Genomic DNA, 24532 nt, shown 5'->3' on the forward strand with positions numbered 1-24532 from the left:
TAGTAAAACCGCCTGATCGGCCTGTCCACCCTGTTTCATGGCATGTAGTTCTCGAAGCGCCTCTGCGCCAAACCATAAAAACAAATGTACTTCTAGTCGAGGAAATACATATGCTGTCAATTCTCGGTTACGGCATGATCGTAACCTTCATGGCGCTGATCATGACCAAGCGCCTCTCTCCGCTGGTTGCGCTGACCATCGTTCCGATCATTTTTGCCCTTCTCGGGGGCTTCGGCTCGACGATGGATACGATGATGATCGACGGCCTGAAAAAAGTCGCGCCGACGGCCATCATGGTCATGTTCGCCATCCTGTATTTCGGGATGATGTTTGACACCGGGCTGTTCGATCCGGTAATTCGCGCCTTTTTGAAGATCATCAAGGGCGACCCGGTCAAAGCGGTGGTCTTCACCACACTGCTGGCTGGCATGGTCTCGCTCGATGGTGATGGCTCGACCACCTACATGATCACGGTGACCGCCATGCTGCCGCTGTTCAAGCGCTTGCGTTTGAATCTGTTGGCGATGACCTGCGTCATCATCCTTGCCGCCAGCGTTACCAATCTGTTGCCGTGGGGCGGCCCGTTGGCTCGGGCGGCGGCGTCGCTACAAGTGGAAACTTCGGAACTGTTCCAGCCAATTATTCCGGCGATGATCATCGGCTTTATCGGGGTTATGTGTCTGGCCTGGTATATCGGCGTTCGCGAGAGGTCGCGTCTGGGCAAACTCAGTTTGCCAGATGATGTAGAAGGTTCAGATTTCGATGACGATGCCACTGGAATGCCTGCGATGTCTCAGGAAGACGCCGAGCTACGTCGTCCCAAGATGTTCTGGCTCAATGCGGCGCTGACCATTGCGTTAATGGCCGGGCTCGTCATGGAATGGTTACCTTTGGCCATTCTGTTCATGGTCGCGTTCTCGGTCGGGCTGGTCATTAACTACCCGCATATGGCCGACCAGCGTCGGCGCATCGCTGCCCATGCACCGACAGCGCTGAACCAGATCGCGATCTTTCTTGCTGCGGGGATTCTCGCCGGAATTCTGTCCGGTACCGGGATGGTCAACGCCATGTCGGGGAGCTTTCTGGCGATGCTGCCTGAAACCTGGGGGCCCTACATGGCACCGATTACCGCGCTGGCCAGTATCCCCGGCACGTTCTTCATGTCCAACGACGCGTTCTATTATGGTGTGCTGCCAGTGCTTGCCAAGGCAGCCGAGGCGTATGGCATCAGCCATGCCGAGATTGGCCGGGCGTCGCTGATTGGCTCTCCGGTGCATTTGCTGAGTCCGCTGGTGGCCTCCACTTATCTGCTGTGCGGGCTGGCCGGTGTCGAGTTCAGCGATCATCAGAAATACACCATGAAGTGGGCGTTCGCGCTGAGCTTCCTGATCATGGGCGCGATGGCAGCGACTGGCGCGTTCTCGATGTTCCCGTGAGCAGCTGGCGCGGGTTGTCAGGATGTCTCGGCAAATGAGCTGTGGTATTTTGGCGGGGTCGGCTGATTAAGCCGACCCTTTGCGTACAATCCCCCATCTTCACGAGCGATCATGAACTCTACCGGTGTAGCCTCAGCCCCTGAACACGGCAAGACAAAGCCTCGGATCAAGTCCGATCTGGCGGAGCAACTGGCACCGAAAATCGTCGATATGGCGCGCGCTCGATCAATGCGCAGCGGCGACCCATTGCGCGAAGAATCTTTCGCCAAGGAGCTTGGGGTTTCCCGATCACCGATTCGCCGCTGTTTTGCCTTGCTCGAAGAGCTGGGTATTGCTCGCCGGGAACAGAATCGCGGTTATTTCCTGACCTGCGACGCTCGAGGGATTGATACGGCCAAGCTGCCGTTGGATGTCGATCCTTTTGAAGATTTTTACCTGCGCGTCGTCGATGACGTGCTTAGTGGCGATATCCCCACCTCGTTTTTCGAGGCGGAACTGCTGCGTAAGTACGATGTGCCTCGCGGTCAGTTACTCAAAGTTCTCAATCGGCTGGCCAACGAAGCGATGATTGAGCGCAAGCCTGGCCAAGGCTGGGAAATCAACGCGTTTCTGCATGACTCCAGCGCGCATATTCAAAGCTATCGTTTTCGTATGGCGATTGAACCGGCGGCGCTGCTTGAACCTGGTTATAAGGTCGACAAGGCCGCTTTTGCCAAGGCAAGGGCGTTACAGCAACAGCTGCTTGATGGTGATATTTTCAGCCTCTCCAGATCGCAGTTGTTCCACATTAACGCCCAACTGCATGAGCTGATCGTGCGCTGCTCCGGAAATGCGTTTTTTCTTGAGGCCATCCGTCGACAAAACCAGCTGCGCCGCTTCATGGCCTACAAGGCCAACCTGGATCGTCAGCGTCTGATCATCCAGTCCACCGAGCATATCCAGTTACTGGATTTGATCGAGAGCGGCAAGTGCGAAGCCGCTGCCGGCTTCCTGCGTCATCACCTTGATATCGTCGGCCGACAGAAGACGGAGAAAGAGGCGCGGGATGAAGCCGAAAAGCGAGCAAGAGAAAGTGCTGCTTCTTCTTCGGTTTGATGATTCACCTCCACCAAGCACCCACAGAAAAGTATTCCAATTCAGTTAGTTGTAGTTTTCTGATGAGATCTGCAGAGGGCTGAGAATCTAGCCTTAGGCCACACCTGCAGGTGCAAGGAGTTCCAGCAACTCCCTCAGCCGTATCACGGCGCTGTCAGGGGTGGTCAGCACCGGCTTTCCGCTTTCTGACCGGACTGTTCCAGCCGCACTGGTCATGGAAAACTGCGCAAAGCAGATCACGTCACAGCCTTCAATCGCATTGGCGACATTCGCGATTTTGCGGTCATGGCGTTCAATGTCCCCATCTTGAAGCGCCTGAAAGGCACCTGCAACAACGTGTGTGGTGATCTGCGGAGGCGTGTCGGCGGCTATTGACGCAGTCTTGAATTCTTCAAGCATGGGTGCGATGGCCGGTTCGAATGTGGCCAACAGCGCGATACGCGACGCCGAACCAAGCGCACGATCAATCATTGCCTCGTTGGGTTTCAATACCGGGATTGAGACGGCATGCTTGCAGGCGTCGATAGCGGCACCGAACGCCGAGCAGGTGAAGAGTATTGCGTCTGCACCGGCTGACTCGGCGTATTGGGCCAGGCTGAGGGATCGCTGTATCAGCGCCTCGGCCAATTCGCCTGTTAAAGACAGATCTTTGGACAGAGAATCATCCAGCAGATTAGCCAGCTGCGCCTCAGGCCAGTGCCTTTTGAAGGCGTCGGTGATGGGCACAATCGCCAGCGGAGTTGCGTGAATCAGAAAAATACGTGCGCCGGGCATCACTTTGCCTCCTGAGCAGCAAAAATTACGCGTGAGCAGATTGCATATTAACTATATAAAATGCAATTCTTTGGCGTCCGCCTGCAAGCGGTCTTTTTTGGGATGTAGATGGATTCAACGAACCCGGGATACTAAGTTTTATTGTATTTTGTGATTCGTAGATACATATCGGAAGCGGTCATCGACATCTCAGCCAATGCAAACAAGAAGGAGAAGGTTATGCGTATTCTGGTTTTGCCCGGCGACGGCATCGGTCCTGAAATCATTGAATCATCCATGTGTGTGCTCGAGGTCGTGAACGCGAAGTTTGCCCTCGACCTGACGTTCGACTATGACGACGTCGGTTTCGCCAGCCTGGAAAAGCACGGCACTACGTTGCGTGACGAAACTCTGCTCAAGGCTGGAAATTACGACGGGATCATTCTCGGGACTCAATCCCACGCAGATTATCCGGTACCGGAAAAAGGGGGGCGTAACGTGTCGGCCGGTTTCCGGATCGGGCTGGATTTGTACGCCAATGTTCGTCCGGCACGTACCCGATCGTTCCTGACGTCGAATATGAAGGAAGGCAAGCGCATGGATCTGGTGATCATGCGCGAGGCAACTGAAGGCTTTTATCCTGATCGCAATATGAGCAAGGGCTGGGGTGAGGTCATGCCCAGCCCTGATATGGCGCTTTCAACCCGCAAGATCACTCGCCATTGCAGCGAACGCATTGCTCGGCGCGCGTTCGAGCTGGCGATGAAGCGTAATAAAAAGGTTACCGCTATCCATAAAGCCAACAGCTTTCACATGACCGATGGCTTGTTTCTCGAAGCCGTCCGAACGGTGGCGAAGGAGTTTCCTGACGTCGTGCTCGACGATCTCCTGGTAGATGCGTCCACCGCGCATCTGGTGCGCAATCCGGAACGCTTCGATGTACTGGTTGCCACCAATTTCTATGGCGATATTCTCAGCGATCTGGCCAGCGAGTTGTCCGGCAGCCTTGGCCTGGCCGGCTCAATCATGGCCAGTGATGTGCACTGCGCGGCGCAGGCTCAACACGGCTCCGCGCCGGACATTGCCGGGCAGGACAAGGCCAACCCGGTGTCGATGATTCTGTCGGTGGCCATGCTGTTGCAGTGGATGGGCGAGCGCCATCAGCACAGCGCTCTGGTCGAGGCCGGCCTGGCGATGGACCGTGCCGTCGATGTGGTGCTGGAAAACCCGGCTACCCGGACCTTTGACTTGGGCGGCACTCTGGGTTGCAGAGGGTTTGGTGAGGCTGTGGCTGCGGTCATTCAGGGCTGACTGCTGCCTCGGCAAATTGCTGCAACACAGGTGATTTACGTGCCAGCGAACCGGTCAGGTGGCGTTTCATCAGCTCGGACGCTGCCTGATTGTCTCCCTGTTCCACCAGCGCGATGATCTGCAGATGCTCCTCGCACTGCTGGTAGTAGCGCTTGCGATCCACCATGGCCCGGTATTCGATCAGGCGTCGCATGTTGTTCATTTGCACCAGCACCATGTGGTACATCGAGTTGCCGGACATTCTCATCAGCTCTTCGTGAAAACGCATGCCGGTGCGCAACAGCGCATCGGCCGGCAGCGTTTCAATCCCTCCGCGCAATAACTGCTGCTGCTCACTGCCGAGCTTGCGCAACATCAGTGGATCGTTCTGGAACGTCGGTTCGAGGAGACCGGCAGGCTCGATCAGCAGCCGCAGGTTATAGATCTGATTCAAGGATTGCCGGGTTTTGGCAACTTCAGAAAAGCGCCAGCCATAACCCGGTTTGGGTTGTGCCCAGCCGACCGTGGCGGCGCGGTTGAGAATGTCGCTGGCTTGCGCCTTGCTCAACCCATAGCGTTCACGCACGAACGGCTCGGTCACATCCTGCGGGATGCGGTCGTTCAACCAGTCTTCGGACAACTGGTAATAGGCTTCAGGCTCCTCCAATGCACAAGGCAGAGCAGGGGAGGCGTGCTGCCCAGGCGCAAGAACAAAAAAACCACGATTGGGTTGTTGATCAAGCAGGCCTTGATCAGCAAGAGTGACCAGCGCTTCACGAGCCGGTGAGCGCGACACCTGGAATTCATCCGCAATCTTCTGCGCGCTCATGTGGCTGCCCACGGCGACTTCTCCGCTCTGAATGCGGTGTTGCAGCTGAGTCACGATGCGCTGCACTAATACACTTGATGGCATTTCCACTACACCGGTTGGTCAGGCTGTTGCCCTCGCAGGCATTCAAGCCACGCTTCGACGCGGCCGCAAAATAATATTGTATTGTGTTGTGTCGACATACAAAATGGCGACACGGCACGGCGCGTATTTGTACTCAGAGTTGAATGTTACCGGCCAAGAGGAATGCCAATGCGATACGACCTGATCAGCCTGGACATTTTCATCAGCGTTGCCGAGGAGCGCAACCTGACCCGTGCGGCACGACTCAAGCATCTGGCTGTTTCGGCAGTCAGCAAGCGCGTTACCGAACTGGAAGCCCAGGCGGGTTCTGAACTATTGATACGCAACGCACGCGGCGTCGATCTTACTCCGGCTGGTCAGTCGATGTTGTTCTATGCCCGTCAGCTGAAACAAACCCTCGCCAGCCTGGATAACGAGTTGGGTGACTACGCTTCAGGCGTCAAAGGCCATGTGCGCATTCACGCCATTACATCCGCGCTTTCTCAGTTCTTGCCGGGCGACATCGCTCGTTTTGTCGCGACCTATCCGCAAATCAAGTTCGATATCGAGGAGCGGGTAGGTTCGGCCGTTGTGCGTGCAGTCGCCGACGGGCGCGCTGACTTGGGCATCATTGCCGACCATACCTCAGCCCAAGGCCTGGAAACGACGCCTTATCGGCGTGATGAGTTGACGCTGGTGGTCCCGCAGGGTCATCCGCTGGCCAGCCAAAAGAGCATCCACTTTAGTGAAGTGCTTGAGCACGAATTTATCGGGCCGCACCTGGAAAGCTCGGTGCACAGCCTGTTGACCAGCGAAGCCGACAAGCTTGGCAAGGCACTGAAGCTGCGAATCCGCATCAGCAGTTTTGATTGCATGTGCCGAATGGTCTCTAACGGACTGGGACTGGCGATCCTCCCACGCACTGTGCTGCAGCCCTATCTGCGCAGCCACAAGCTCAAGGCTGTCACGCTCGATGAGCCATGGGCACAGCGCACATTGCTGCTGGCTTTTCGCAAATACGAGGCGGCATCACCGACCTTGAAAACCCTGATCGATAACCTGAAACAAACCCAGACATGAGCGAGCAGCGTTCTCCGCTGGAGAACGAAGGCTTGGTAATACATCAATTTTCATCACAGACGGCCAATTCTAGTATTCACCCACCAGCGGTGAGCGAGTGAGCCCTCGAACGACAGCGCGGATATTATAAAAATGAGTGATGCAACCATGACCGAGATTGCAACTGACCTGCTGAACAGCTTGGTGGTTGACGGCGAACAATTCGCTTACGTCGATCTGCACAAGATGTTGAACCCTGATCAAATTGCGAAGCTTCCCTATTCGATCCGCATCCTGCTGGAGAACGTCGCGCGCTGTACGCCTGAGGCGCTGCCTTCGGTGCTGGCTCGGGCGCTGGGCGACGGCCCTGACTGTGAGGTGCCGTTCCAGCCCAACCGGCTGATGTTCCATGACACTACCTGCTTGCCGGCTTTGGCGGATTTCGCCGGGATGCGTGACGTGGTCGCGGAATTGGGTGGCGATCCCAAGTCAATGAACCCGCTCATCCCCGCTGTACTGATCATCGATCACTCGGTGATCGTTGAGCATTACGCTGAAGCCGATGCTGTCGAAGAAAACCTTAATATCGATTTTCGTCGCAACAGTGAACGCTATCGCTTCATCAAGTGGGCGCAGAAGAGCCTCGACAACTTCGGCGTGATCCCTCCGGGCACTGGCATCATCCATCAAATGAACATGGAAGCTCTGGCGCAGGTGGTCTGGGAAAGCAAAACCGAAGACGGCCAGCGCATGCTCCACCCGGATGACATGGTCGCCACTGACAGCCACACGCCGATGATCAACGCCATTGGCGTACTGGGGTGGGGCGTAGGCGGGCTTGAAGGGCAGGCGGCAATGGTCGGCGAGCCTGTACCCATCAGCTTTCCTAAAGTAGTGGGCATTCGTGTGACCAACACCATGCGTCCCGGCGTGACCGCGACCGACCTGTCGCTGCACGTGGCGGAAATTCTGCGCAAGCGTTCGGTAGTTGGCAAGTTTGTCGAATTCACTGGCCCTGGCTTGTCTACACTGAGCTGGGCTGCACGTGGCACGGTGTCGAATATGGCGCCTGAATACGGCGCGACCGTGGTGTTCTTCCCGTTCGACAGTGACACGCTCAACTATCTGGAGCTGACCGGTCGTTCCGCCGAGCTGCGCACCAAGGTCGTGGCCTACATGAATGCTCAGCCATTGTGGCGCCGTGACGAGCATGCCGAGCCGCAGTTCGACGAACTGATCGAACTTGACCTGGCCAGTATCGAGCCAAGTGTTGCCGGCCCCCATCAACCTCATCAACGCCAGAGCCTGGCGAACGCTGCTGCGTCGTTCCGTGACGGTGTGATGGGAGGCGGTAACCTGATCGCCGGTCCTGCCGAGCAGAGCTTTTTCGAGCCGAGCTTTGGCGAGCCAATCACGCATGGCGCCGTTGTGATGTCGGCCATTACCAGTTGCACCAACACCGCCAATCCCTCGCAAATGGTCCAGGCTGGCCTGCTGGCGCGCAACGCCCGTGCGCGGGGTCTGAAAAGCAAACCCTGGGTGAAAACCTCGTTGTCTCCCGGCTCGCAAGTGGTGGCGGATTACCTGGCCGAAGCCAACCTGTTGGAAGACTTCTCGGCGCTGGGCTTCGACCTTGCAGGGTTCGGTTGCATGACCTGCATTGGCAACTCCGGCAAGCTCGAAGAGCATGTTGAAGCGTTTGCCGATCAAGGCCTCAAAGGTGTGGTGGTGTTGTCAGGCAACCGCAACTTCGAAGGTCGGGTCAACCCGAAACTGCAGGCCGGTTATCTGGCATCGCCAGCGCTCTGTGTGGCCTATGCCATCGCCGGGACAATCGACATTGATCTTGAATCACAGCCACTGGGGCGGGATCAGCAAGGCCAGCCGGTATACATGCGCGACTTGATGCCCAGCGATGCCGATATCGCCAGGCAGGTGCTGGAAGTGGTCAAGCCAGAGTTCTTCCAGCAACGGCTGGCCACGGTCTGGGACGGTACCCATCAATGGCAGGCGCTGTCGGCGGTCGGCAGCGTGCAGTTTCCATGGAGCCCGGAGTCCACTTATCTGCGTCGCCCGCAGTACCTGGCGGACATCAAGGCCGAACCGAAAGATTCCCTGGCCATCAGCGGCGCGCGCGTCCTGATGGTGGTGGGCGACAACGTGACAACCGATCACATTTCACCTGCGGGTGCTATTCCGGCCAACAGCCTGGCCGGACAGTGGCTGCTCGAGCGCGGCGAGGATCCGCAGGACCTCAACCAATATTCCACCCGCCGCAGCAATCACGAAGTGATGCTGCGCGGCGCCTTCACTAACCGTTCGGTGAAAAACCTGCTGCTGGGGGACAACCAGCCGGGCCTTGGCGTCTGGGCGTGGAACGCGGACCACAGCGAGTGTCTGCCGCTGTTTCTGGCAGCTGAGAGCTATACCCGCAAGCAAATCCCGATGGTGGTCTTTGCCGGTATCAATTACGGCGCCGGCTCAAGCCGTGACTGGGCGGCCAAGGCTCAGGCGCTGCTCGGCGTCAAAGCTGTAGTGGCTAGCAGCGTGGAGCGAATCCACCGCAGCAACCTGATTGGCATGGGCGTGATCCCGCTGCAGTTCAAAGCGGGTGAGCGGGTTGAAGATCTGAAGCTGGATGGCAGCGAGCACTTCGACTTTATCGGACTCGACGATCTGGTCGTCGGTAACAACCCGGTCACGATGACTGTTTGCCGTAGCAATGGCGATCAGGATCAGGTCGAGCTGTTCGCCCGAATCGATTCGTTGCAGGAAATCCGCTACCTCACCAATGGCGGCGTGTTGCCGTTCGTGATTCGCAAGGTGGTCAAGCGCACGACCTGATGATCGCAGCGGCGACCGCGACACTTGGGTGTCTCGGTCAGCCCTGAGGGAAAGGGACGTTCGTTAAAAGGCTTCAGCTAACCGGAGACAGTTTTTATGTACGCCTATGTCGGCTCACGGACCACCCGCGCGCGAAACGCGCGCGGCATTGGCATCACGGTTTATCAGGTGGACGAAGAAAACGGCGCATTGAGACTGATCCAGATTGTTCAGGATCTAGTTAACCCGTCCTTCCTCGCACTCAACAAGTCGGGTGATCGGCTCTACACCGTGCACGGCGATCAAAGCGAAGTCAGCTCGTTCAGCGTCGACAAGACGACCGGTAAGTTGAGCTTCATCAATCAGCAGAGCTGTGACGGAAAGAACCCGGTGCACCTGGCTCTTGATCCGAGTGAGCGTTTTCTGGTCGTTTCCAACCACATCAGCGGCTCGCTGGCCGTCATTAATGTGCTCGAGAACGGTTCGCTGGGGACGATCAATCAACTGCTTGAACTCGATGGTACTGCCGGCCCGCATCGGGTCGAGCAGCCGTTTGCCAAGCCGCATTTCAATCCCTTCGATCACTCAGGCAATTTTGTGCTGGTGCCGGATAAGGGGTTGGATCGGGTGTTCAGTTTCCGCTTTGACAACGGCAACTTGTTCCCGGCCGATCAGCCTTTTGTGATGACGCGAGAAGGTGCGGGTCCACGCCACCTGGCACTGCATCCCAAGGCACCCTTTGCCTATGTCATCAACGAGCTGGACTCAACGGTGACGACCTACGAGTTCAATGCCGAAGACGGTTCGATGCAGCCGCTTCAAGTGTTGCCAACGTTGCCTTGCACTTACACCGGAAACAGCCGGGCATCGGAGATAGAGGTGGATCGCAACGGACGCTTCGTTTACGCCTCCAACCGCGGTTACGACAGCATTGCGGTATTTGCCATTAATCAGCAAACGGGCTTGTTGAACCCGGTTGAATTCACGCCCACGAACGGTAAAACACCGCGCTTTTTTGCGCTGACTCCCAATGGTCGCTTCATCTTCGCGCTCAACGAAGACAGCGACACCATCATCTCGCTGGCTGTGGATTCGCACAAAGGAGGGTTAAGCAAGACAGGTTTTACGGCCACCACCGGAAGCCCTGTTTGCATGGTTTTTTCTGCCTGAGTAACGCCCGATCCATAACAAGTACATGAGCACGCAGCAGCTTGCTTACAGTGAGGTCGCCATGAACAACAATAATACGCCTGATGAAAACGCTATCGTGCGCAAGGTAACCCTGCGCATCATCCCGTTCGTTTTTCTGCTTTACATCGTTTCCTATCTGGACCGCGCCAACATCGGTTACGCCGCGCTGCAGATGAACAAGGAACTGGCGCTGACCAGCGAGGCGTTTGGTTTCATTTCCGGAATTTTCTTTATCGGTTACTTCCTGTTTGAAGTGCCGAGTAACGTCATGCTCAACAAGTTTGGCGCACGGGTCTGGATTGCCCGGATTCTGGTGACCTGGGGGGCGATCGCGGCCGCAACCGCTTTCGCCCAGACGGCCAACCAGCTCTACGTCCTGCGCTTTTTCCTGGGGGTCGCCGAGGCTGGTTTTTTCCCTGGCATCATCGTTTACCTGACGTTCTGGTTCCGCTCCAAAGAGCTCGCGACTACTGTTGCGTTGTTCACCGCAGCCATCCCGGTGAGCTACATCATTGGTGCGCCGATGAGCACCTGGATCATGGATAACATCAGTTGGTTCAACTGGAGCGGCTGGCGCTGGATGCTGTTCCTTGAGGGGATTCCCGCTGTGTTTCTGGGCGTAGCGTGCTTCTTCTTTCTGACGGACAAGCCGGAGCAGGCCAAGTGGCTCAAGCCTGAAGAGAAAGCCTGGCTGGTCGCTGAGCTGGAGCGAGATCGTCAGAGCCGCAAGAACGTCAAGAGCTTGAGCGTCTACAAGACGATGACCAATCCCAAGGTGCTGTACCTGTCGTTCATCTACTTTGTTTACCAGTGTGGCAGCCTTGGTGTCGGTTACTGGATGCCGCAGATCATCAAGAGTTTTTCCGAGTCGCTGACGCATACGCAGATCGGTTTGATCGCCATGCTGCCTTACATCGTGGCTACGGCGGCGATGATCCTCTGGTCGCGCAGTTCTGATAAACGCAACGAACGCAAACTGCACTCGGCCATTCCACTGCTCCTGGCAACATTAGGACTGATCGGCGCAGGTTTGCTGGCCAACCCCTACGTCGCCATGGCCATGATCTGCCTCGCGTTGTCCGGGTTGTACAGCTTCAAATCACCGTTCTGGGCGCTGCCAACGCTGTTCCTTGATCGCACTACCGCAGCGGTGTCGATCGCCGTCATCAACTCGATAGGCAATCTGGGTGGTTTCGTTGGGCCGTCTTTGATTGGTATGGTCAAGGGCAACAGTCAAAGTGCGGCCAATGGATTGCTGTTCCTGAGCGCACTGCTGATGGCTGGATTCCTGATGACCTTGTTCATGCGGGTGACCAACAAAGATTCGGCGCAGAGCCTGGTGGTCAGGAGTCAGGAAGCACGCTAACGGCCAGTTGATTGATACTGTGACCGGCCCGAAATCGATTCGTAAGCGATGCCTCATCGCTTACCAAAAGCTGAGGTAACAAGATGGCCAAGGCCGCTGATGTTGTAGTGCAATGTCTGGAAAGTGAAGGTGTTGAGTACGTGTTCGGCATCCCCGGTGAGGAGAATCTCGACCTGCTGGAGTCGTTACGGCGCTCAAGCATTCAGCTTGTCCTCACCCGGCATGAACAACCTGCTGGCTTCATGGCGGCAACTTACGGCCGTTTGACTGGCAAGACGGGCGTCTGCCTGTCGACGCTGGGTCCTGGCGCGACGAATCTGGTGACTGCCGGTGCATATGCCTACCTTGGCGGTATGCCGATGCTGATGATCACGGGTCAGAAACCGATCAAGAAGTCCAAGCAGGGCCGTTTTCAGATCCTCGATGTGGTGGGGATGATGAGGCCATTGACCAAATACACGCACCAGTTGGCTTCCGCCGATAACATCCCGTCCCGTGTTCGTGAAGCGATACGGCTGGCAGAAGAGGAAAAGCCCGGCGCGGTGCATCTGGAGCTGCCTGAAGACATTGCTGCCGAACAGACCGACAGCATGCCGATTCCTCCAAGCTTGAGCCGTCGGCCATTGGCTGAGTACAAATCCATTGCGGCCGCTGTATCGAAACTCAAGGCGGCCAAAAGTCCGATCCTGGTGATCGGCGCCGGGGCCAACCGGAAGATGACCGCCAAGGTTCTGCGTCAGTTGATCGACAAGACCGGCATTCCATTTGTCACTACACAAATGGGCAAAGGGGTAGTGGACGAACGCCACCCGCGCTTTCTTGGCAACGCCGCATTGTCCTCGGGGGATTTTGTCCATCGGGCGGTGGAGTCTGCGGATCTGATCATCAATGTCGGCCATGACGTCATCGAAAAACCGCCGTTTTTTATGGTTCGTGGCGGCACCGAAGTGGTTCATATCAACTTCCGTTCGGCTGAGGTCGACCCTGTCTATTTCCCGCAGATTGAGGTGGTGGGCGACATCGCTAATGCGATCTGGCAGATTTCTGAAGCGCTTGAGACTCAGGAGCACTGGGACTTCAGTCGTCTTTTGACGATCCGTAGTGCCAACGAAGCTCAGATAGTGGAGGGCGCCGAAGACAACCGTTTCCCCATGTACCCGCAACGGATGGTGGCCGACTTGCGCAAGGCGCTGCCTTCGGAGGGGATCGTGGCGTTGGACAACGGGATCTACAAGATCTGGTTTGCCCGCAATTACAAAGCGCACATGCCCAACACGGTGCTGCTGGACAACGCGCTGGCGACCATGGGCGCGGGTCTCCCTTCGGCGATGGCCGCCCGGTTGGTCTATCCACAGAAACCGACTGTTGCGGTGTGTGGCGACGGCGGTTTCATGATGAATAGCCAGGAGCTGGAAACTGCGGTGCGTATGAAGATGAATCTGATTGTCATCATCCTGCGTGACGACGGCTACGGGATGATCCGCTGGAAGCAATCGCATATGGGCTTCGAGGACTTCGGTCTGGATTATGGCAATCCTGACTTTGTCATGTACGCCAACAGCTATGGAGCCAAAGGGCACAGGGTTGAAAGCGCAGAAGCTTTTCTGCCAATGATCGAACGCTGTATTGCCGAGCCAGGCGTACATGTCATTGATTGCCCGGTCGACTATTCAGAGAATGACTTCATTCTCAATACTGAGCTCAAGAGAAGAAGTGCTCTTGTATAAATCGATCGGGTTTCAGGCTCCAGACGGCGTTAAGCGCGGGTATAGGGCAGGGGCACGCCCATCTATATCTCACTTCGTCGCATCAGTTGCTGTATTTCCATCGTCGCGGCCGTTGCCGCTAATTTCTCACTGCCTGTCCGGGCTCTGGATTCGGAGAAAAACATGAGCGCAGTATCACCGGCCGTTCTGGCTGACCTGGCACCCGGTGGCACTCTTCGTGCCGCGATTAACTTTGGTAACCCTGTGCTGGCGCAACAAGCTGCCGATGGCAGCCCGCAAGGCGTATCCGTTCAGCTTGCCAAGGCACTGGCGAAGGAGCTGAACGTACCACTGGAAATGGTCACTTTCGATGCTGCGGGAAAAGTCTTTGCCGCGCTCGATCAGAACATCTGGAATGTGGCGTTCATGGCGATCGAGCCGGTGCGTGCTGCGCAGGTTGCTTTCAGCGATCCCTATGTGGCCATCGAAGGCACTTATCTGGTACGGGCTGATTCGACGTTCACTCAGGTTGATGATCTGGACCGCGCTGGCTTGAAACTCGCAGTAGGTGAAGGTGCGGCCTACGATCTCTATCTGTCCCGGAGCTTGAAGCACGCGGAGTTGCTTCGGGCTGACACCTCGGCGGGTGCAGTCGAGCTGTTCGTTGATCAGGGGCTGGACGCTGCGGCCGGGGTGCGTCAGCCTCTCGAGAAATTCGCTTCGGCCCACGCGGGTTATCGGGTGATCGAGGGGCAATTCACGTCCATTCGCCAAGCGATGGCCGTGCCCCGCCAGTACGCAGCCGGTGCTGAATACATCCAGGACTTTGTAAAACGGCAGAAGGCCAATGGTCTGGTGCGCAAGGCACTGGATGAAACCGGGCAGGCGGACGTTTCCATTCCGAAATAACCGGTGAGCATTCTGTAGCTCATTATTGGCGAGTGATCAGGCTATTCATGCCCGATCACTCGCTTATCCAGCACACCGAAAAACCTTCGCATCTTTGAGCGCCCAGTTTCAATCTAGCTATTGCCCCGTTAGCACATCGATATTTACGGTGAATTCAGCAGCCGCATGAGCTAACGTTCATGTGCGCGCTTTTTCGATAACTTGCTGGATATCGCCCCTATGAGAGACCTGCCGCCCACCGCGACCTTGCGCGCTTTTGAAGTTGCTACCCGCCATCCAACGTTTACAGCTGCCGCACAGGAGCTACATGTTACTCAAAGCGCGGTCAGTCACCAGCTCAAGCACCTTGAAGGGCTTTGGGGAGTGCAATTGTTTGAGCGTGGCAAGGCGTTGCGCCTCACGGCAGCGGGCGCCACGCTGGCGCCCATCGTGCGGGAGTTTTTCATCAGTCTTGAGGCGACTCTGGGTGACCTGCGCGAGCAAAAGGGCAGGGTTCGACTCAGCGTCAGCACCACCTATTCCTTCGCGCTCAAATGGCTGCTACCCCGTTTGCCGCGTCTCTCTCGTCAGCACCCCGAGCTGTTGGTCTCGCTGGACACCACGGATAAAGTCATCCACTTCTCGCACGGCCAGGCAGATGTTGCCATCAGGCTAGGCAAGGGCAATTACCCAGGTCTGCATTCGGAGTTCTTGTTTGGGGAGCAGGTTTTTCCTGTCGCCAGCCCCGAACTGCTGCGGCGCGTGGGAATTCCGCAGAGCCCTTCGGACTTGTTGCACTTCCCGCTGCTGACGCGCGATGGAGCCGAGTTGGTGCCAAAGTGGGAAGTGTGGTTTCAAGCTGTCGGGCTAGCTTATTCACCGCTCCAGGAGAGCGTCCGATTTGGCGATACCAACATGACAGTCGAAGCGGCCTTGCTCGGCCAGGGTGTGGCATTGGTGCGCAGCGGGCATGTCGAGAACGAGATCAGCGATGGTCGTTTGGTGCGTCTGTTCGATGTGCCGCTCCCATCACCGCTTGCGTACTATTTCGTCTGCCCCAAGGGCATCGAAGCGCAACCGCACATCGCCAGCTTTCGCCAATGGTTAGTCAATGAGGCGCTGAAAGTACGACGCCTGGAACAGTGAGTCATGAGTATTTGCTCATGCTGCGATGAGGAGACTTCGCTTTAGTCCCGGCACCGGCTTGCCTAAAGTGGCGCATGCCTGTTCATCTGATCTTCCTCGTGCTTTTTGCCGCGCTCCTGCATGCCAGCTGGAATGCGCTGTTGCGCAGCGGCGCCGACCGGCTGTGGTCAATGACGGTGATGTGCATTGCCATCGCCATCGCCAGTATCGTCGCCGCAGCGTTCATGGAACCTCCTGCGATTGATAGCTGGAGCTACGCAGTGCTTTCGGCGTTGCTGCATGTAGGCTACAACCTGTTTCTGGTGCGCAGTTACCAAGTCGGCGACCTGGGGCAGGTCTATCCGGTTTCACGTGGATCGTCGCCGGTACTGATCACCTTCGGAGCAGCCGTGTTTGCCGGAGAACGCATCACGCCTGGCGAGTTACTGGGTATTGCGCTGGTGTCAGGCGGGATTATTTCGCTGGCCTTCAGAGGGCGCCGCCTGTCAATTCCCAACCTGCCCTATGCGCTGGGAACAGGCTGTTTCATTGCGGCCTACAGCGTGGTCGACGGCATCGGTGCCAGACTCTCCGGCGCGCCGCTTGCCTACACGGTCTGGATGTGTGCCCTGTGGGGCGTGCTGATGCCGGTGGTCTACATCGGCCTGCGCGACACCCGCAGCTTGTTCTCCGTGAGGCCCGGAATAGTGTCCGCGTTGGTCGGCGGGCTGGTCTCTTTGCTCGCCTATGCAATGGTCATCTACGCCATGAACGAAGCGCCCCTCGGCGCGGTATCCGCATTGCGCGAAACCAGCGTGCTGTTTGCGGCGTTGATCGGCTATGTGTTTCTCGGCGAGAAGCTCACCGCACGCCGAATACTGGCGTGCGTGGTGATCGCCAGTGGCACCCTCATCATCGGCTGATACAGCCAACGGCTAAGGAGCTATGTCTAATGGTCAACGTCTCGCAGGCACCGCTGATTCTAATCACCGGAGGAAGTCGTGGAGTGGGGGCAGCAACCGCCCGGCTGGCTGCCGAAAGAGGTTATGACGTCGCTATCAGCTACGTTGCCAACGAGTCCGCAGCGTTGGGCGTGGCTGCGGATGTAGAAGCATTGGGGGGCAGGGCGTTAGCGATACGGGCCGACAGTGCGGACCCCCAGCAGGTGGCCGATTTGTTCGCTGCAATCGACCGCGAGTTCGGACGCATCGACGTACTGGTCAATAATGCCGGGATGCTGGCGCCTCAGTCACGCCTGGAAGGGCTCGGCTTCGAGCGGATGCAGCGTATCTTTGCGGTCAATGCCATTGGGCCAATGCTCTGCGCCCAGCAGGCGGTGAAGCGCATGGCGTACCGTCACAACGGACCGGGCGGTGTGGTGATCAATGTCTCATCAGCCTCGGCGCGCCTTGGCAGCCCCAATGAGTACGTCGACTATGCGGCGTCGAAGGGCGCGTTGGAGACTTTCACTATTGGGTTTGCAAAGGAGGTGGCTCGGGAGGGGATACGCGTCAACTGTATTCGTCCCGGACATATCTATACCGACATGCATGCCAGTGGTGGAGAGCCAGGACGGGTCGATCGAGTCAAGGACTCGATTCCCATGGGACGCGGCGGCCAGCCTGAGGAAGTGGCCCGCGCTATTCTATGGCTGGCGAGCGCGGAGGCATCATTCGTTACCGGTACATTCCTCGACGTTACGGGCGGCAAATGAGTCAGAGGTACGGATCATCGACTGCTTACGCTCGGTTTCAACTCACAGCAGGCTGCCTCACCTTGCGACTCAATCCCGGTGTCTGGCCGGTAATGCGCTTGAATGCACGACTGAAAGCCGCCTGGGATGTATAGCCCAGACGCTGCGCCACCTCTTCAATCGGCAGCCTTTCGAGGGTCAGCCACTGGCTTGCAAGGCGCATTCGCAGTTCGGTGACGTAGCGCAGCGGGGTCATGCCAATCGTCACCTGGAAGCGCTCCGCGAACACCGAACGCGAGGTATTGCAGTGCTCTGCCAGCTGCGCGACAGTCCAGTCGCGGCCCGGTTGTTGATGGAGCGCAAGCAGTGCAGCGGCCAAGCGTGGATCGCGCAAGGCGGCGACCAGCCCAGAAGCGTTGCCACAGGCGCACTCCACCCAGCCGCGAACGACCATGGCGGCCACCACGTCGGCCAACCGCGCAAGGATTCCGGCGAAGCCCACACGGGCGGCGCTGACCTCGCGCTCCATGGTGCTCAGGATCGGCACCAGGCCGGGGTAACGCTGGCCGCCGGCATCAATCAGCATCAGGCCCGGCATCAACTGGCCAAGGCCATGGATACTGCCCAGTTCGAACTCCATACAACCACTGAACAAAATAGTACTCGGCGTGGGGCTGGCATCGGTTCCGGTATCCACCGCGCTGACGGTGTCACCTAAGGGGGCGCCGTCCAGGCGGTCGATGTCTTGAACAGGCGCGTCCGGGTGGGAAAACAGTTGATGGGCCGCGCCATGTGAGATGAACACGGCGTTGCCGGCAGACAGCGCGTAGGTGCTGCCGTCCTCCATTTGCAGCACCGCATTACCGACAGCCATGAAGTGGAACCAGGCATGCCCGGGTTTTTCCGAGAAACCCAAGCCAAAGGTTGGACCCGCCTGGATACGCCGGTATTCGACGCCACGCAGGCGCATGCCGCGCAACAGCTCGTTGATGAGATCCGAAGAGAGGGCAAACTGATCAGCAGGCATCGTTCAGGTGTTTTGATCAAAAAGTAGAGATTTTCGATCATAGATCATCCAGCTTCCGGCGCCTAGACTTCGGCTCGCCATGAAGATTGGGAGATCTGTGCAATGACTGACTGTGTATGTAACGCCCCGTCTGACCGCCATCCTGGCGTCGGTGCGGATGTAGAGCCTGAGACCCCGGCGTGGATGGCCGTCTTCTCTTTGGCAATGGGTGTGTTCGGATTACTCACCGCTGAGTACCTTCCGGCCAGTTTGTTGACGCTGATGGCTGCCGACCTGGGAGTGTCCGAGGCGCTGGCTGGCCAGGCGGTAACGGTGACCGCAGTGGTGGCGCTGTTCGCTGGCTTGTTGGTTCCAGGCCTGACCCGCAGCATAGACCGACGTTGGGTGTTGCTGGGTTTTTCCACGTTGATGGTCGCCTCCAATCTGTTGGTCGCCGTTTCCTCCAGCTTCGCGGTGCTGTTGTTGATGCGCATCTTGCTGGGCATTGCCCTTGGCGGATTCTGGAGCATGGCGGCGGCGGTAGCGATGCGGTTGGTACCGAGTGCTTTGTTGCCCCGGGCGTTGTCGATCATTTTCAGCGGCATTGCCATCGGCACGGTCGTGGCGGTGCCGCTGGGCAGCTATCTGGGCGGATTATATGGCTGGCGCAGCGCGTTCTTTGCAGCGGCGGCGGTCGGCATGGTGACCCTGGCTTTCCAGTCGTTCACTCTGCCGCCCCTCGCGCCGCGTCGGCCGGCACGTCTGCGCACCGTTTTCGAGGTGTTGCAGCGTCCGGGCATTGCCATGGGGATGTTCGGTTGTGTGCTGGTGCACAGCGGCCACTTCGCGATGTTCACTTATGTCCGGCCGTTCCTTGAAGGAACGACCGGTATCGGCCCGCAAGGACTGTCACTGATGCTGCTGGGTTTTGGCGTGGCGAACTTTGTCGGCACACTGTTGGCCGGCAAGCTGCTGGAGCGCCACCCGCTGGCCACTCTGGTGCTGATGCCCGCGCTGGTCGGCGTTGCAGCACTGGCATTGGTGCTCTTGCCGCCCTCGGTGCCGGGGCAGGCGGTACTGCTGGCGGTCTGGGGCCTGGCCTTTGGTGGTGTGCCGGTGGCGTGGTCGAACTGGGTCGCCAGCGCGGTGCCTGATCAGGCGGAAAGCGCCGGAGGGATGGTAGTGGCCTCTGTGCAGTCAGCCATTGCCACCGGCGCCGCCGCTGGCGGTGCAATGTTCAGCCTCGGTGGCAGCGCAGGCGTATTTGTAGCGGCGGCCGTGCTGATGCTGCTAGCCGCGTTGCTGATTGCGTTGCGTGTCCGCGTCCCTTCTGCCCATGACGTTCGCCAGCCCAAGCCCGCGTTGCACCTTTGATCCGGTTTGCCGCAGCGCCTTGATCCGTCCGTAATCAGTAGATGCATCGTGAACAATACGACGTCTCCAAGGACGCCTAAAATCGTTGCGCGCAGCGTTCATGAGTCATGAAGTCCAGTGGGTTTAGACAGGCGGCAGGAGTTCCATTAAAGGCTATCAGGGTCGCCAAAAAACATCTGAATCCGCGACCTCAACCAACGCTCACCCGGATCGTTATCCTGCGACCCACGCCAGGCCATGTGCAGTTCGAAGGTCTGGGTTTCAATGGGCAATGCCTCGGCCCTTACGCCGCCGGCAGCGGCCAGCACGGCCGCGGCGTAGTCCGGCACTGTGGCGATGATGTCGGTTCCGGCAAGCAGCGTTGCCAGCCCGTTGAACTGCGGTACCGCGAGGACGACGTGACGTTTACAGCCAATCTTCTCGAGGTGTTCGTCGATAAAGCCACTCAAGTCGCCGGCAAAGGAAACCAGTGCGTGGGGGCGGGAGCAGAAGTCTTCGAGGCTTAATGCGCCGGGCATGGTGTCGGCGCGTAGCAGCATGGGTTTGCTGCGGCGCAGGACCTTGCGTTTGGCGTTGGCTGGCAGGTCACTGGTGTAGCTGACTCCGATGGATATCTCGCCGGACGCCAACAGTGCAGGCATCAGGATGTAGTTGACCCGGCGGATGACCAGAACGATGCCCGGTGATTCCGAGCGCAGGCGTTTGAGCAGGGACGGCAGCAGAGCGAATTCAACATCGTCTGACAGACCAATTCGAAATACGGCGGTGCTGGTCGCCGGGTCAAACTCCGAAGCGCGGCTAACGGCGGTGGAAATAGAATCCAGAGCCGGCGAGAGCAGGGCGAAAATCTCGGTCGCTCTTGCCGTGGGCTCCATGCTGCGTCCGGTGCGCACAAACAATGGGTCGTCAAACAAACCACGCAGCCGCGACAGGGCTGCACTGATAGCCGGTTGCCCGAGAAACAGCTTCTCGGCCGCCCGCGTAACACTGCGCTCATGCATCAGGGTTTCGAAAACGATGAGCAAATTGAGGTCAACGCGACGCAGGTCGTTGCGATTCATGGCGGGATATCTCGGGCCGTTTGTCAATGCGATGGTATGCAAACAGCTGACGTTTGTAGCTGTTTGGTGAAGCCGGATGGATCAAGCTGAGATTCCAGCGGCGACCTTTCCTCAACAAAATATGGTGCTGGTATTTCCTTACGGATGCGGAGGTGATGACGACAGCGACGCTGTGTGTCAGATAAACTGCTATCGCGACCTCAATGCTGGTGCACGCCAAAAGATTAATCTTCGCCAGACGACAGCACTGTGTCGGAGGTTTAGCGACAATTCCTACACCCCTCGGGCGTGAATAGTACGAGCAAACGCTACCTTTGCGCATTCATAAATTTTACGCTGTGCCAGACGCCCGGCGACGCTGCGGGTTGCATTGTCAGGCTGACATGCCAACAATGGCGGCCCATGAATGCATGAGCGTTTGACGATTGGCCTGGGAATATCCCTGCGAAACCTATGACAATCGATGACAGACATGTCGACTATTAATAGCCACTGATAGTGTTACCGGCAGAGCCCGGATAGAGTTCATGGCATCAAGGTTTTCTAGGCGAGGTTCGAAATGTCCCGCACGATTCGTTTTCATCAGTTTGGTCCAGCCGAGGTGCTCAAGGTAGAAGAGCATCCGGTCGCGTTGCCAGCACCCGGTGAGGTACAGGTACGTGTCCAGGCGATCGGTATCAGCTGGTACGACGTGCTTTGGCGGCAAAATCTGGCACCTTCTCAAGCACGGCTTCCTGCGGGCCTCGGTCACGAAATGGCCGGTGTTGTCACAGCGGTTGGCGAGGGTGTTGATGACCTGAAGGTGGGTGACAAAGTCGCCAGCTTTCCGTCAGCCGATCCGAATCAACACCCGGTGTATGGCGAACTTATCGTCATCCCGCGCACGTCATTGACGCGCTACCCCGATGTGCTGACTCCGGTTGAGGCCAGCGTTCACTACACGCCGTTGTTGGTTGCGTACTTTGCCTATGTTGATCTGGCGCGAATCAAGCCGGGACAAACTGCGTTGGTTACAGATGCCAGCCACTGTTCAGGGCCTTCATTTGTGCAGTTGGGCAAAGCATTGGGTTTGAAGGTGATCGCGGTCACCAAGACCGACGACGCTCGCGACTATCTGCTGTCGCTGGGTGCCGACAAAGTAGTGGTGACCGAAGAGCAGGACCTGCTGATGGCCGTCAACAAGTACACGGACAATCGCGGTGTCGATGTGGTGCTCGACGGTTTGGGGGGGCCACAGATGTCGATCATGGGTGATGTTCTGGCACCACGTGGCAGCCTCGTGTTGTATGGCCTGCAAGGTGGTAATCAGACGCCATTCCCGGCCTGTGCGGCGTTCCAGAAGAACATTCAGTTCTTCGTCCACTGCCTGGGCAATTTCACGGGCAAGCCGGAACTGGGTATTACTCAGGATGACGCAGCGCTGCAACGTGCACTGCGTGACATCAATCAACTGACTGCCGATCGGGTGCTGGAACCCCTCAAGACACGGGTTTTCGCCTTCAGCGACGTGGTTCAGGCGCACCGTTACATGGATGGTTGCCCGATTGGTGGCCGTGCAGTGCTCGAGGTTGAAAAGCCTCAGGCCTGATCAGATTCAGCGCTGCACCTCTTAAAATGCCTTCCGCTCTGGAGGGCATTTTGCTGTGGGGTATTTGGTTTAGTCCGTAACGGTATAGTGTCGGGATGTTTTTAAACATCCGGCTACCTATTGTCTGTCTGAATAAGCAACTATTAAACAGCGAGCTTTTTGCCTCGCTGTCGCATACTCGTCCTCGATGTGAATGTGCTAACGCTTATAGGCGTTAATGTGTTTAATAATGGGCGTATATTGATGCAGGCGAATCCAGATATCTTGAGTAACCGCAAATGCCTGAACTGAAATCCGGTTCGCTGTCGGGGCGAATTTGTTATCGAAGCCGACATATGTTGTGCCTGATTTACCTCATCCACTAAAGAACTCTCGGCCTCAGGGATAGCGTTGCAGCACGACGCCTTGCGCAAGTCCTCATCAGAAGCGGCCGGCCAGTGGGGCTTTCATAAACATTAAATTAAACTAAAGTGTTTAATGGCTGCAAACTTAAACGTACTAGCCTCGAAATATTATTCCCGTCCCTGATCTTGTAATTGTTAAATTAATATCGATAATAGTTGGGTGCTTACCACTCAGGGAATGAGTCATGGTCAATTATAATTTTGTGGTGCTTTCTGATTCAGAACTCCTTTCTTGCAACGCGCCTCGTTGGGGAAAACACAGGAGTGAGACAGCATGAGTTCTATTCACGAACAGGCAATGAACTACGTCTATCAGCAAGTGCTGCAACGCCTGCTGGGTTATTTTCGACGATCAGAGCGCACTGCATTGCAGCTACTGATACAGCGTCTGATCGTTGCGGCGGGCGGTATCGAACGTATTTCCGATTTCAAGGTGCTGGTGCCCTTCAGTGGCGGCAAGGACAGCGCTTACACGGTCGCATTGCTGCGGGCCGCCCAGTTGAGCATCGCTGGGCGTGCCCCCGCGACTTTTCATCTGCGTATTGCCAACATGCGTCACGCGGGCATGACCCCGGCGGTCATGGAGAACATCCAGCGCACGTACGCCGCACTGTTTCTGCATGACGACCCTCGTGTGGAACTGCTGGAGGTCGATCATCAGGCCGTCAGGATATTCGAGCCGGGTCAGCCGATGTCCCATGTCGGGCGCGAGCAAAATCGCTCCGACATGCTGGTCAGTGGGCACGTTTCTGCCGGTGACGGGCGCACGACATTCTGCAACAGCTGTTATCTGGGAATCGCCGAGTTCTTTGAGCTGGCGACTACCTGGGGCAGCGGTGTAGATGCCGTCGTGAGTGGCGACTCACGCAAGGAGCAGAAGCAATATGTCACATGGGTCATGCGACTTGCGCCACGTACGGCGTACCGCTTTACCGATTGGGGCAACCAGAACTTCAGCGCGATGCTGAGTATCATCGGAAATATCAGCCAGTCCTACCATCAGGAACTTTATGGGGCGAATGACGAATCTGCGGAGCCGTTGATTGCGCCTGTCAGTGTTGCGAATAAAGCCGCCGCTCCGGCATTCATTGCCATCAGTGACCTGATCGCCAGCAACGCAGAAGAACACTGGAAGTTGCTGACTGAATTCCTGGAGTTTCGTTTCGATGAGCTGGCGTTCGGTTTCAGCGAGTCCGATTGTGCCAACCCGCTGTTGATGGCGCATATGCGTGGGTTGAAAGTGCAATACGTCCAGGGCCGCAGTTACGCCGAAGGGATTGCCGAGTATCTGCAGTTGGCTAAAGCCATGATGCGTCGTAAACACATGCCTCAACGCTTGATCGATCAGGCCATGAACGCATATGCCAGCGAGGAGGGGATTGCCTCGCGTCGCGAGCTGGCCTCGGCCTTTGCTCAGGAAGGCTTCGGCGTGAGCGAAGCACAATTGATCTGCCTGTTGTTTTCCCCGTTCATCAACGAAGGTCGGGATCTCGAAGCTTTCCTGCGGCGTCTTCATCCAGGCATGCTGGTGGCTCTGCCGGATTTGCATAAGGCCTTGCAGGGCTTGGCCGCGCCTGATCAGGTTCTGCAATGGCTTGGCGATATAAGCGGGCTGACCCTTGAGGGCCTGCAGAGCCTGTATCGAAAAAACCGGGTGGACTTCAGTGATCCGACGTCGATCATTGCCCGGGTGCGCGCATCCGATCCTGACAAAAAACGAGTCATGACGATTGATCCGCAAACGGGGGGCAATATCGTCGAGGTGCTTTCCGGGCGTTGACG

At 57.3% G+C, this 24532-nt stretch carries 19 protein-coding genes; 15 read left to right on the forward strand and 4 right to left on the reverse strand.

Features of this window, described 5'->3' with window-relative positions; translation table 11 throughout:
• Positions 1-110: 110 nt before the first annotated feature.
• Together AUC60_RS00955 and AUC60_RS00960 are read left to right on the forward strand one after the other, a co-directional pair.
• Positions 111-1436 (forward strand): CitMHS family transporter, encoded by a 1326-nt coding sequence (locus AUC60_RS00955; RefSeq protein WP_087264112.1) that lies wholly within the window; start codon positions 111-113, stop codon positions 1434-1436.
• Positions 1437-1547: 111 nt separating this feature from the next.
• Positions 1548-2531: a GntR family transcriptional regulator gene (locus AUC60_RS00960; RefSeq protein WP_087264114.1), complete on the forward strand. Its 984-nt coding sequence runs from the start codon at positions 1548-1550 to the stop codon at positions 2529-2531.
• Positions 2532-2624: 93 nt separating this feature from the next.
• Here the strand turns inward: AUC60_RS00960 and AUC60_RS00965 are convergent, their stop codons facing one another.
• Positions 2625-3305 (reverse strand): aspartate/glutamate racemase family protein, encoded by a 681-nt coding sequence (locus AUC60_RS00965; protein ID WP_087264116.1) that lies wholly within the window; start codon positions 3303-3305, stop codon positions 2625-2627.
• 219 nt (positions 3306-3524) lie between these two features.
• Here AUC60_RS00965 and AUC60_RS00970 point away from each other — a divergent pair, with 219 nt between their 5' ends.
• The gene (locus tag AUC60_RS00970) at positions 3525-4595 is read left to right on the forward strand and encodes an isocitrate/isopropylmalate dehydrogenase family protein (RefSeq protein ID WP_087264119.1); all 1071 of its coding nucleotides are present in this window, start codon (positions 3525-3527) and stop codon (positions 4593-4595) included.
• Here the strand turns inward: AUC60_RS00970 and AUC60_RS00975 are convergent.
• Complete coding sequence (locus AUC60_RS00975) at positions 4582-5487, reverse strand: GntR family transcriptional regulator (protein ID WP_087264121.1); 906 nt, start codon at positions 5485-5487, stop codon at positions 4582-4584. The genes AUC60_RS00970 and AUC60_RS00975 overlap by 14 nt on opposite strands.
• 168 nt (positions 5488-5655) lie before the next feature.
• On the opposite strand from AUC60_RS00975, the gene AUC60_RS00980 reads away from it, so the two are divergent.
• The 9 genes from AUC60_RS00980 (at position 5656) to AUC60_RS01020 (ending at position 17338) form a co-directional block, all read left to right on the forward strand.
• Positions 5656-6546 carry a LysR family transcriptional regulator gene (locus AUC60_RS00980; RefSeq protein WP_087264122.1) on the forward strand — a complete coding sequence of 297 codons (891 nt, stop codon included), beginning with the start codon at positions 5656-5658 and terminating at the stop codon, positions 6544-6546.
• A 147-nt stretch (positions 6547-6693) separates the two neighbouring features.
• Positions 6694-9369, forward strand: a complete 2676-nt coding sequence (acnA, locus tag AUC60_RS00985) for an aconitate hydratase AcnA (RefSeq protein WP_087264124.1) — start codon at positions 6694-6696, stop codon at positions 9367-9369.
• 96 nt (positions 9370-9465) lie between these two features.
• Positions 9466-10518 carry a lactonase family protein gene (locus AUC60_RS00990; protein ID WP_087264126.1) on the forward strand — a complete coding sequence of 351 codons (1053 nt, stop codon included), beginning with the start codon at positions 9466-9468 and terminating at the stop codon, positions 10516-10518.
• Positions 10519-10579: 61 nt separating this feature from the next.
• Entirely contained in the window at positions 10580-11905 is a 1326-nt protein-coding gene (locus AUC60_RS00995; protein ID WP_087264484.1) for an MFS transporter, read from the forward strand.
• An 83-nt stretch (positions 11906-11988) separates the two neighbouring features.
• Positions 11989-13632: an acetolactate synthase large subunit gene (locus tag AUC60_RS01000; RefSeq protein ID WP_087264127.1), complete on the forward strand. Its 1644-nt coding sequence runs from the start codon at positions 11989-11991 to the stop codon at positions 13630-13632.
• 162 nt (positions 13633-13794) lie between these two features.
• On the forward strand, positions 13795-14520 hold the full coding sequence (locus tag AUC60_RS01005; RefSeq protein ID WP_087264130.1) for an ABC transporter substrate-binding protein: 726 nt from the start codon (positions 13795-13797) through the stop codon (positions 14518-14520).
• A 219-nt stretch (positions 14521-14739) separates the two neighbouring features.
• Positions 14740-15645, forward strand: a complete 906-nt coding sequence (gene gcvA / locus AUC60_RS01010) for a transcriptional regulator GcvA (protein ID WP_087264131.1) — start codon at positions 14740-14742, stop codon at positions 15643-15645.
• Between the two features lie 74 nt (positions 15646-15719).
• Positions 15720-16547 carry a DMT family transporter gene (locus AUC60_RS01015; protein WP_087264133.1) on the forward strand — a complete coding sequence of 276 codons (828 nt, stop codon included), beginning with the start codon at positions 15720-15722 and terminating at the stop codon, positions 16545-16547.
• A 29-nt stretch (positions 16548-16576) separates the two neighbouring features.
• Positions 16577-17338, forward strand: a complete 762-nt coding sequence (locus AUC60_RS01020; protein WP_087264135.1) for an SDR family oxidoreductase — start codon at positions 16577-16579, stop codon at positions 17336-17338.
• Positions 17339-17375: 37 nt separating this feature from the next.
• Here AUC60_RS01020 and AUC60_RS01025 read toward each other — a convergent pair whose 3' ends face one another.
• Positions 17376-18344: an AraC family transcriptional regulator gene (locus tag AUC60_RS01025; protein WP_087264137.1), complete on the reverse strand. Its 969-nt coding sequence runs from the start codon at positions 18342-18344 to the stop codon at positions 17376-17378.
• Positions 18345-18446: 102 nt separating this feature from the next.
• Between AUC60_RS01025 and AUC60_RS01030 the strand changes: the two genes are divergently transcribed.
• Complete coding sequence (locus AUC60_RS01030) at positions 18447-19697, forward strand: MFS transporter (protein WP_087264138.1); 1251 nt, start codon at positions 18447-18449, stop codon at positions 19695-19697.
• Positions 19698-19843: 146 nt separating this feature from the next.
• Here AUC60_RS01030 and AUC60_RS01035 read toward each other — a convergent pair whose 3' ends face one another.
• On the reverse strand, positions 19844-20758 hold the full coding sequence (locus tag AUC60_RS01035) for a LysR family transcriptional regulator (RefSeq protein ID WP_087264140.1): 915 nt from the start codon (positions 20756-20758) through the stop codon (positions 19844-19846).
• Positions 20759-21317: 559 nt separating this feature from the next.
• Between AUC60_RS01035 and AUC60_RS01040 the strand changes: the two genes are divergently transcribed.
• Positions 21318-22346 (forward strand): zinc-dependent alcohol dehydrogenase family protein, encoded by a 1029-nt coding sequence (locus AUC60_RS01040; RefSeq protein ID WP_087264142.1) that lies wholly within the window; start codon positions 21318-21320, stop codon positions 22344-22346.
• Between the two features lie 678 nt (positions 22347-23024).
• A complete protein-coding gene (locus tag AUC60_RS01045) occupies positions 23025-24530 on the forward strand; it encodes a hypothetical protein (protein ID WP_087264144.1) in 1506 nt (501 codons plus the stop codon).
• The last annotated feature ends 2 nt before the right edge of the window (positions 24531-24532 follow it).

This window comes from Pseudomonas caspiana (genome assembly GCF_002158995.1).
GTDB lineage: Bacteria > Pseudomonadota > Gammaproteobacteria > Pseudomonadales > Pseudomonadaceae > Aquipseudomonas > Aquipseudomonas caspiana.

Bases quoted from the DNA above. Each gene is read 5' to 3' on its own strand.
- AUC60_RS00960 (WP_087264114.1), top strand. From the start codon at position 1,548: ATGAACTCTACCGGTGTAGCCTCAGCCCCTGAACACGGCAAGACAAAG.
- AUC60_RS00995 (WP_087264484.1), top strand. From the start codon at position 10,580: ATGAACAACAATAATACGCCTGATGAAAACGCTATCGTGCGCAAGGTA.
- AUC60_RS00975 (WP_087264121.1), bottom strand. From the start codon at position 5,487: ATGCCATCAAGTGTATTAGTGCAGCGCATCGTGACTCAGCTGCAACAC.
- AUC60_RS01035 (WP_087264140.1), bottom strand. From the start codon at position 20,758: ATGAATCGCAACGACCTGCGTCGCGTTGACCTCAATTTGCTCATCGTT.
- AUC60_RS00970 (WP_087264119.1), top strand. From the start codon at position 3,525: ATGCGTATTCTGGTTTTGCCCGGCGACGGCATCGGTCCTGAAATCATT.
- AUC60_RS01045 (WP_087264144.1), top strand. From the start codon at position 23,025: ATGAGTTCTATTCACGAACAGGCAATGAACTACGTCTATCAGCAAGTG.
- AUC60_RS00955 (WP_087264112.1), top strand. From the start codon at position 111: ATGCTGTCAATTCTCGGTTACGGCATGATCGTAACCTTCATGGCGCTG.
- AUC60_RS01020 (WP_087264135.1), top strand. From the start codon at position 16,577: ATGGTCAACGTCTCGCAGGCACCGCTGATTCTAATCACCGGAGGAAGT.
- AUC60_RS01025 (WP_087264137.1), bottom strand. From the start codon at position 18,344: ATGCCTGCTGATCAGTTTGCCCTCTCTTCGGATCTCATCAACGAGCTG.
- AUC60_RS00990 (WP_087264126.1), top strand. From the start codon at position 9,466: ATGTACGCCTATGTCGGCTCACGGACCACCCGCGCGCGAAACGCGCGC.
- AUC60_RS01040 (WP_087264142.1), top strand. From the start codon at position 21,318: ATGTCCCGCACGATTCGTTTTCATCAGTTTGGTCCAGCCGAGGTGCTC.
- gcvA (WP_087264131.1), top strand. From the start codon at position 14,740: ATGAGAGACCTGCCGCCCACCGCGACCTTGCGCGCTTTTGAAGTTGCT.
- AUC60_RS01000 (WP_087264127.1), top strand. From the start codon at position 11,989: ATGGCCAAGGCCGCTGATGTTGTAGTGCAATGTCTGGAAAGTGAAGGT.
- acnA (WP_087264124.1), top strand. From the start codon at position 6,694: ATGACCGAGATTGCAACTGACCTGCTGAACAGCTTGGTGGTTGACGGC.
- AUC60_RS00965 (WP_087264116.1), bottom strand. From the start codon at position 3,305: ATGCCCGGCGCACGTATTTTTCTGATTCACGCAACTCCGCTGGCGATT.
- AUC60_RS01005 (WP_087264130.1), top strand. From the start codon at position 13,795: ATGAGCGCAGTATCACCGGCCGTTCTGGCTGACCTGGCACCCGGTGGC.
- AUC60_RS01030 (WP_087264138.1), top strand. From the start codon at position 18,447: ATGACTGACTGTGTATGTAACGCCCCGTCTGACCGCCATCCTGGCGTC.
- AUC60_RS01015 (WP_087264133.1), top strand. From the start codon at position 15,720: ATGCCTGTTCATCTGATCTTCCTCGTGCTTTTTGCCGCGCTCCTGCAT.
- AUC60_RS00980 (WP_087264122.1), top strand. From the start codon at position 5,656: ATGCGATACGACCTGATCAGCCTGGACATTTTCATCAGCGTTGCCGAG.